At 60.6% G+C, this 7062-nt stretch carries 10 protein-coding genes and 1 tRNA gene; 6 read left to right on the top strand and 5 right to left on the bottom strand.

Annotation, left to right across the window (positions count from 1 at the left end; translation table 11 throughout):
- Window positions 1-492 (bottom strand): extracellular solute-binding protein (locus EOA28_RS19165; RefSeq protein WP_128315155.1); only part of this gene is annotated, 492 nt, incomplete at its 3' end.
- 93 nt (window positions 493-585) lie between these two features.
- Here EOA28_RS19165 and EOA28_RS19160 point away from each other — a divergent pair.
- Window positions 586-1203: a TetR/AcrR family transcriptional regulator gene (locus EOA28_RS19160; protein WP_127252500.1), complete on the top strand. Its 618-nt coding sequence runs from the start codon at window positions 586-588 to the stop codon at window positions 1201-1203.
- A gap of 135 nt (window positions 1204-1338) precedes the next feature.
- On the opposite strand, the gene EOA28_RS19155 is transcribed toward EOA28_RS19160, so the two are convergent.
- Window positions 1339-3255, bottom strand: coding sequence for a BTAD domain-containing putative transcriptional regulator (locus EOA28_RS19155; RefSeq protein WP_127386160.1), 1917 nt, complete (start codon window positions 3253-3255; stop codon window positions 1339-1341).
- Window positions 3256-3375: 120 nt separating this feature from the next.
- Here EOA28_RS19155 and EOA28_RS19150 point away from each other — a divergent pair, with 120 nt between their 5' ends.
- Window positions 3376-3576, top strand: coding sequence for a hypothetical protein (locus EOA28_RS19150; RefSeq protein WP_127252503.1), 201 nt, complete (start codon window positions 3376-3378; stop codon window positions 3574-3576).
- Window positions 3577-3618: 42 nt separating this feature from the next.
- Here EOA28_RS19150 and EOA28_RS19145 read toward each other — a convergent pair.
- A tRNA-Thr gene (locus tag EOA28_RS19145) sits at window positions 3619-3694 on the bottom strand.
- A gap of 149 nt (window positions 3695-3843) precedes the next feature.
- Here EOA28_RS19145 and EOA28_RS19140 point away from each other — a divergent pair.
- Together EOA28_RS19140 and EOA28_RS19135 are read left to right on the top strand one after the other, a co-directional pair.
- On the top strand, window positions 3844-4011 hold the full coding sequence (locus tag EOA28_RS19140; RefSeq protein WP_095767587.1) for a hypothetical protein: 168 nt from the start codon (window positions 3844-3846) through the stop codon (window positions 4009-4011).
- Between the two features lie 186 nt (window positions 4012-4197).
- Window positions 4198-4515, top strand: coding sequence for a BA14K family protein (locus tag EOA28_RS19135; protein WP_126082823.1), 318 nt, complete (start codon window positions 4198-4200; stop codon window positions 4513-4515).
- 114 nt (window positions 4516-4629) lie between these two features.
- Here the strand turns inward: EOA28_RS19135 and EOA28_RS19130 are convergent, their stop codons facing one another.
- A complete protein-coding gene (locus EOA28_RS19130; RefSeq protein WP_189342104.1) occupies window positions 4630-4917 on the bottom strand; it encodes a hypothetical protein in 288 nt (95 codons plus the stop codon).
- 52 nt (window positions 4918-4969) lie between these two features.
- On the opposite strand from EOA28_RS19130, the gene EOA28_RS40285 reads away from it, so the two are divergent.
- Complete coding sequence (locus tag EOA28_RS40285) at window positions 4970-5560, top strand: hypothetical protein (protein WP_245501551.1); 591 nt, start codon at window positions 4970-4972, stop codon at window positions 5558-5560.
- Here the strand turns inward: EOA28_RS40285 and bhcR are convergent.
- A complete protein-coding gene (gene bhcR, locus EOA28_RS19120; protein ID WP_127386159.1) occupies window positions 5557-6378 on the bottom strand; it encodes an HTH-type transcriptional regulator BhcR in 822 nt (273 codons plus the stop codon). The two genes, EOA28_RS40285 and bhcR, sit on opposite strands and share 4 nt — an antisense overlap.
- A gap of 205 nt (window positions 6379-6583) precedes the next feature.
- On the opposite strand from bhcR, the gene EOA28_RS19115 reads away from it, so the two are divergent.
- Window positions 6584-7062: thiamine pyrophosphate-binding protein (locus EOA28_RS19115; RefSeq protein ID WP_245501550.1), on the top strand; the 479-nt coding region annotated here is incomplete at its 3' end.

The following is a 7062-nucleotide window of genomic DNA, read 5'->3' as shown; positions in this document are numbered from 1 at the left end:
GGTGAGCGAGGCCAGCGACTGCATGTCGGCCGGGTCGACCTTGGTCTTGTTGAAGCCGATCGTGTTGTAGCCGAACTTTTCGGTGATGCCGTAGCGCTTGCCGTCGACGATGGTCGACTTGTCCATCTTCACTTCCGGGAAGAGGTCGGCGAAGGGCAATTTGTCCTCGGGCAGCGGCTCGAACAGGCCTTTCTCGACACCGCGCGGCACGTCGATGGAATCGATCACCATCACGTCCCAGTCGCCGGGCTGCGACTGGTCGACGATGGCCAGCCCCGCGCCGGTGCCCTCGAATTCCTTGACGTTGACCTTGACGTCGTTGGCCTTCTCGAATGGCTCGAGCAGCGCCGGATCGGAGTGGTCGCACCAGATCAGCGCATTGAGATCGGCGGCCTCAGCGCCACCGGCTGCAAGAAGCAGCGCGGCGACCGCGCAAGCGGCTGCGAGATGGGACTTGAGGGTGGAAAGCGGATTGCGGGCGTTGACGGTCATCGAGTGTTCTCCCTGCCTTGCTGGCTTGTTGGAAGAAAAGTTGAACCAATTCTAAAATTGAGTCAATTATGATTTTGTGGCAAAGAGGCCGATATGAGCGGATTGCGCGAACGGCAGAAGGCGGACAGGCACCGCCGCATCATCGATGCGGCCACCGCGCTGTTTCGCGAGGCCGGCTACGAAGGCGCCAAGATCGAGGCGATCGCCGCGCAAGCCGAGGTCTCGATCGGCACGATCTACAATTACTACCAGAACAAGGGGGACATCCTAGGCGCCATCGTTTCCATGGAGGTCAACGAGGTGCTGAATGCCGGGCGAGGCGTGGTCGCCAGCCCGCCCGCCAATGTCGGCGACGCGCTCGACACGCTGATCGGCATCTATATCGAGCACTCGCTGAATTACCTCAGCAAGGAAATGTGGCGCCAGGCGATGGCGATTTCGACGCAACTGCCCGACAGCCTCTTCGGCCAGACCTACACCGCGCTCGACCGGGAACTGACCCGGCAGATCAGCGCGCTGATCGCCCGCCTGCAGCAGATCGGCCTTGTGCGCGCCGACATCGACGGCTCGGCGGTGGGCGAGCTGATCTTCAACAACATGAACATGATGTTCATCGAGTTCGTGAAACGCGACGAGGCGAGGATACCGGAGCTGAGGGCGGCGATACGAAGGCAGAACCGGGTGCTGGTGGCGGCGATATCCGGGGTGTGAGCGCGTCACAAACAGCAACGCTATTCCTCACTGACGTGCCCCTCCGCGCAGGGAGCCATTCCTTTCACATTCTGAGCTTTCGTCGATTGAGGCATGGCGGTTTGCGGGCGGAGAACCGGTCGAGCATTGCGACTTTCATCCATCGGGTATGCCGAGAGCAAGAAGGTCGTTCCGAAGGCCCTCAAGGATTTTTGGGTCCCGATATGGGTCTATTAGAACGGCGCTGACGGTTAGGCCGGGTTTGGCGGCCAGGCATTGCCTGACTGCGTCGGCAGCGAGAGCGACGTCGCCCTCCCGCAAATGGCAAACTGCAAGAAACGCGTATGACCAAAATGAGTAGGAGTTGAGATTGCGGTAGGACTTTATTGCCTCCGAATGCCGTCCGAGAGCCAAAAGAATCTGCCCCCGCACGTCCCAGAACCAATCGTAAGTCAGCGGATCACGCGCGACACATGCGTCAATATCGGACAACCCTTCCGCGTGCTGACCGATATAGCTGCGGCACAAACCGCGGATTGCTCGAACCCAGATGTCATTGGGATTGAGGCTCACGCCCTGGTCCAGGTGGGCAAGAGCCTCATCGAGTTGCCCCAGGAACATGAGCGGGTGAGCCATCGCCTTATGGGACCACGCCTGTTGCGGTCCGAGTTTGAGGGCTCGGCGACCATGAGCCAAAGCCGTCTCGAGTAGTTCTCGATTGTGCGGATTCGCCTCGAGCAGCCATCTTGTCGAAAGTACGATCGCCATCATGGCATGGATCGACGCGACGTTCGGGTCCAGTTCGATCGCCCTGACGAGGTAAGGCTCCGCTTCCAGGATAGTGTCATAGCGAACGAAGCGAACGCGGGCCTGCAGGTAAAGTTCATAGGCATCAAGTTGAGTAATAGGAACACGCCGTATTTTCTCTACGCTTGAAATCCGGATCGTTCCCGCAACGATCGTGGCCACGCTTCTGGCGATCTCGTCCTGAAGATCGAAAATGTCGACGAGTTCTCGATCAAATCGATCTGCCCATATTTGATTGCCGGACCGTATATCTATGAGTTGGGACGAAATCCGCACCCGGTTGCCGGCACGGCGGACGCTTCCTTGAACAAGGTAGTCGGCAGACAACTGCTTCGCGACGGTGGAGGTGTCGGCAACTCTGCCCTTGAAGGTGAAGGATGAATTGCGGGCAATGACGTGAAGTTCACCAAATCTGCCCAGGTCGGTAATGATATCCTCTGTAATTCCGTCGCTGAAATAGTCCTGATCGGAATCGCCGCTCATGTTCTCGAAGGGAAGAACCGCTATCACCGGGCTGTGGCTAGATGGACCCTTGCCAGATCGCGTGACCGACGTCTCGTCCAGCACACGGCGCAATTGCTGAAGTTGGTCGCCGGGATCCACGTTCAACTCGCGCTTTAGCAGCAGCTTGCATGCCTCGTACTGCTTGATGGCAAGAGCCGTCTGGCCCATGGAGACATGGGCCTGAACCAAGGCAATGTGTGACTGTTCGCGTAGGGGTTCGAGGGCCACCAGCCGCTCAGCCACCGCGACACGCTCGCTACCGCTCACCGATGCTGCCAGGGACTCGAGCACACGAATGGCTCGGGCCAACAAGTCGGCGCGGACGTCGCGCAGCCAGTCTTCGAAGACGCCGTCCGTCGAACTCAGGCCGTCAAGGAAAGGCCCGGCATAGAGATCCGCCGCTTGCCGGAGCCCAGCGGCATCGCGGCTTGCGGAGGCGGCGATGAACTCCGTCACGTCGACCGATATGCGTCTTGGACTGAGCGCGACACGATCTCCGATGAGAATTAGAGTATCGGCTTCCTGATCGGCAAAATCCTTGCGCATGGAAGCCAGGGCCTGCCGCAGGCTATTTCTGGCCTGCTCCTCGCCTCGATCCCCCCACAAGAGCCCGGCGAGCTTCTGGCGGGTCGCCTCATGGTTCGGCGCCAAGGCGAGTACGCCCAGAAGCGCTCGGTTCTTCCTGGCGGGCACCTCTAGCCTCGTTCCCTCCCGAGACGTCAGGCGAAACCCGCCCAGCAGATCGAGCCGCGCCAAGCTCATCGCGATTTGCTCTGAATTTCGATTTCTTGCGCGATTTTCACGCGGCTTTTCACAGCCACCTCACGCCCTTCGTTCCACGTTGCCCTTCGATGACTAAACAACATCTGAGGGGAAACTCCAATGTCCGTAGCACCGGAGGCTTTGAAAAAGGCAAACGAGATTCGCATAGCCGATTGCGCGAGACTGCCGGGAACCGATTTCCGTCGATATTTCTGCAAGCTGCCAATGGCTTACGCCACCGCTATCTGGGCGGCCTACAGCGTTGCGATTGGTTTCAGCTCAAACACCTGTCGCTTCGGCGAGGACGTTGGCGAGCTTTGATCCTTGACAGACGACAAAAGAAACACGCGCAATATATCTGGCTGGTGCCCCCGGCAGGGATCGAACCCGCGACCTTCGGTTTACAAAACCGCTGCTCTACCAGCTGAGCTACAAGGGCATGGGCGCTCCGGTAGCATATTTCGTGCGCCAGTAAAGACAAAACTCCGTTTTGGGTTGCTGATGGACGGTGCCGCTTGGCCGGCATGCTGAAAAGTGGCGCGCGGCTTCCTACATCCTGTCCAGGTAATCGCATCGAACGGGTGCCGCATGATCAGATTCGTCATCATCCTGCCGCTCATAGTCGTGACCTGGCTTCTCCTGGTGAAGGTCGTCAGCGATCTGAAGAAGGCCAATATCGACTGGACCGGCGTCGCCACCTTCGTCGGCTTCATCGTGCTGGCCTTCTGGCTGAGGCATGTCACGGGGATGGGGTGAAGGGAGTGAGTAGGGAACAGTCAGTAGTGGGTAGGGTGGCACGCTCGGCGCCCCGACTACTCACTACTCACTCGACTTTCATAGTCGCTCAAAAAATCTCGGAAAAATTTCGAACCTTTCTCGAGGCCGCGACGACAGACGATCAAGAGGCGGATGGTCGCCTCTCCAATGAAACAGGAGATCGTCATGTTCAAGCGCACCATCGTTTCCGGCCTCATCGCCACCACCGTCGCCGCCGGCTCGCTCGTCGGCACCGTCCAGCCTTCGGCCGCCCACGGCCATCATCACCGCCGCGAGCTCGGCATCGGCATCGCCGCCGGCGTCGGCGGCTTCGTGCTCGGCAGCCTGCTCGCCCAGCAGCAGCCCCGCACCGTCTATGTCGAGGAAGGCGGCTACGAAGGTTCCTGGCATGTTCGCCGCTGCATGGCCCGCTACGGCAGCTATGACCCGGATACGAACACCTATATCGGCTACGACGGTTACCCGCACTATTGCCATCTGTAAGAAAAGGCGGGCGAGGAAAGAGGGGCTGCGCGCAGCCCCTTTTCTTGCGTTCGAGCGTTAGACATTCGCCTGATTGGCTGGATTTGAAGCGAACAGCTTTCCGGCCTCGCCGACTTAGGAATTGGGCTTCAGCTCCGGCATCGCCAGTCCGGCCGCCTTGCAGGCGCCGCTGACTGAGGCGTCATTTATCGCGACGAGTTCGAAACTGTTTCCGGCATCGGGATAGATCTTGCCGATGAAAGGCTCGTTGCCGCCCGAAGAACCCTTGTCGTCGACATAGCCGCACACCACGATTTCGTGGCGGCCGTTCAAACTGCGTTCTCCGGCGAGCATCGTTCCGAACTTGGCGGCGAGCGGGTTCTTCAGGTGCTGGCGGACGCCGGCGGTGACGATCTCCTCCATCGCCAGCGAGATCGGAACAGGATCGACCAGCGGGTTGCCGCTGGGATTGCCGATGGGTTCGACCGGCGATGGTGATGGTGCCGTTGCGGAAAACCGGCTCGACCCGTTCTTCCTTGGGATCCTGCTGGTCCATGCCACCCTCCCCTCGTTTGGTGCCGAAGCCAGACTAAACGCTTGCAAAATCGCTGTACATCGCTGGTTGCCTGGCAGGATCCGACCGGGCATAGGCAGGCCGGACCACCGGCTTGACCATCTTGCCGGGGCGTCGGGATGCGTGCGAAAGGGCACGGATGCGGAAAACAGTCGTCCTTCTATCCGCCGCTTCGCTTTGCGGATGCGTGGCGGCGGCGTCGGCATCCTGCTTGCGTTTTCGCTAGGCTTCATCACGCATTGGGCGGCCAACCCGATCCCATGGCAGACCTACCACCTGGTCGCCGTCCTGCCGATCCTGGTCGGCATTGCGCTGCAGATCCGAGCGCTCGCCATCCTGCTCGATATCAAATCCCTGCAGCGAAGCGTTCATGACCGCGCCAGTCGGATATTCCTCGCGGGGCTCATCCTGGCGGCCTGCGGCGTCGGACTGGCCATTCTGCTCGATTTCCTAGAGATATCGGCCAAGAGAGCGTTGCCCGGCGCATCCTAATACGCTTTCACGCCCCCGATCATCTTCGTCACCTCGACCGCGGCGTCGTGCACCAGCGGGCCGATTTCGGCCAGCCGCTCGGGCGTGACCCGCACCGTCGGGCCGGACACCGAAACGCCGCCGATCGGCTCGCCATATTCGTTGAAGATGGCCGCGGCCACGCAGCGCATGCCGGGATGGCGCTCCTCATCGTCCACCGACCATCCGCGATGCTTGATGGTCGCGAGATCATGGGCCAACGCCGAGATGTCGGACAGCGTCTTGTCGGTGTAGCGCTGCAGGCCCGCTTTGCGCAGGATCGCCGCGACCCGCTCCGGCTCCAGATGCGCCAGCACCGCCTTGCCTATGCCGGAAGCATGGAAGGGGCTGCGCGTGCCCGGCCGGAAGAAGGCGCGGATCGCCTGATGCGTCTCGACCTGGCTGACGAAGACGACGCAATCGTCCTCGGCGACCCCCAGATTGGCGGTCTCGCCGGTCTTCTCCATCAGCTCCTGCATGACGATACGGGCGCGGTCGACCAGCTTGCGGCGGCGCAGGAAGGCGGCGCCCATGCGATAGGTCTCGACGCCGACCGACCAGAGCTGGTCGGTCGTATCGAACTCGACCATGCCGTGGTTTTCCAGTGTCGTCAGCATTCTATAGGCTGTGGAGGCGGCAATGCCGCTTTGCGCGGCAATTTCGCTGAGCGACAGGCCGCTGGCCTCGGCGACGATCGCGAGGATGCGCAGCGCCCGGTCGAGCGACTGCACCGACGCCGCTTCGGATGGACCATTGAAGGCGCGCGGCCGGCCGCGCTGGCGTTTTTCCGTCGTTTCCATAGGCGGCATTCTCGCTGAATTCGCGCGAGGTGCAATGAAAAAGTTTTTCAGGTTTTGGCAGGGTGAATAATTTCTGGAAAACCGAAAATGACGTAAATTCAACGGGTAAGCGCCGTTTGCTAAAATTGGAAAAATATTCTGAAAAAATTGAAAAATCGAATGCGCGCTGTCACTATCAAGCCAACCAACGAAATGGAGGCTTGCAATGGCCAGGATGCGCGCTGTCGACGCGGCGGTTCTCGTTCTCGAAAAGGAAGGCATCACCAATGCCTTCGGCGTGCCGGGCGCGGCGATCAACCCGCTCTATTCGGCGCTGAAGGCGCGCGGCACCATCCGCCATGTGCTTGCCCGCCATGTCGAGGGCGCCTCGCATATGGCCGAAGGCTATACGCGCGCCAAGCCCGGCAATATCGGCCTCTGCATCGGCACGTCCGGTCCGGCCGGCACCGACATGATCACCGGCCTCTATTCGGCGTCCGCGGACTCCATCCCGATCCTCTGCATCACCGGCCAGGCGCCGCGCGCCCGGCTGAACAAGGAGGACTTCCAGGCTGTCGACATCGCTTCGATCGCCGCGCCCGTCGCCAAATGGGCGGTCACCGTCATGGAACCTTATCTGGTGCCGATGGCGCTGCAGAAGGCGTTTCACCTGATGCGCTCCTCGCGTCCGGGACCGGTGCTGGT

It is taken from the genome of Mesorhizobium sp. M2A.F.Ca.ET.067.02.1.1 (assembly GCF_004023285.1).
GTDB lineage: Bacteria > Pseudomonadota > Alphaproteobacteria > Rhizobiales > Rhizobiaceae > Mesorhizobium.
The sequence above is the reverse complement of the archived record's forward strand: the minus strand, read 5'-3'. Positions and strand labels throughout refer to the sequence as shown.

What these genes read in the sequence shown, in the direction of transcription:
- EOA28_RS19150 (WP_127252503.1), top strand. Translation starts at nt 3,376, where the DNA reads ATGTCCGTAGCACCGGAGGCTTTGAAAAAGGCAAACGAGATTCGCATA.
- EOA28_RS19155 (WP_127386160.1), bottom strand. Translation starts at nt 3,255, where the DNA reads ATGAGCTTGGCGCGGCTCGATCTGCTGGGCGGGTTTCGCCTGACGTCT.
- bhcR (WP_127386159.1), bottom strand. Translation starts at nt 6,378, where the DNA reads ATGGAAACGACGGAAAAACGCCAGCGCGGCCGGCCGCGCGCCTTCAAT.
- EOA28_RS40285 (WP_245501551.1), top strand. Translation starts at nt 4,970, where the DNA reads ATGGGTTCGACCGGCGATGGTGATGGTGCCGTTGCGGAAAACCGGCTC.
- EOA28_RS19135 (WP_126082823.1), top strand. Translation starts at nt 4,198, where the DNA reads ATGTTCAAGCGCACCATCGTTTCCGGCCTCATCGCCACCACCGTCGCC.
- EOA28_RS19160 (WP_127252500.1), top strand. Translation starts at nt 586, where the DNA reads ATGAGCGGATTGCGCGAACGGCAGAAGGCGGACAGGCACCGCCGCATC.
- EOA28_RS19130 (WP_189342104.1), bottom strand. Translation starts at nt 4,917, where the DNA reads ATGGAGGAGATCGTCACCGCCGGCGTCCGCCAGCACCTGAAGAACCCG.
- EOA28_RS19140 (WP_095767587.1), top strand. Translation starts at nt 3,844, where the DNA reads ATGATCAGATTCGTCATCATCCTGCCGCTCATAGTCGTGACCTGGCTT.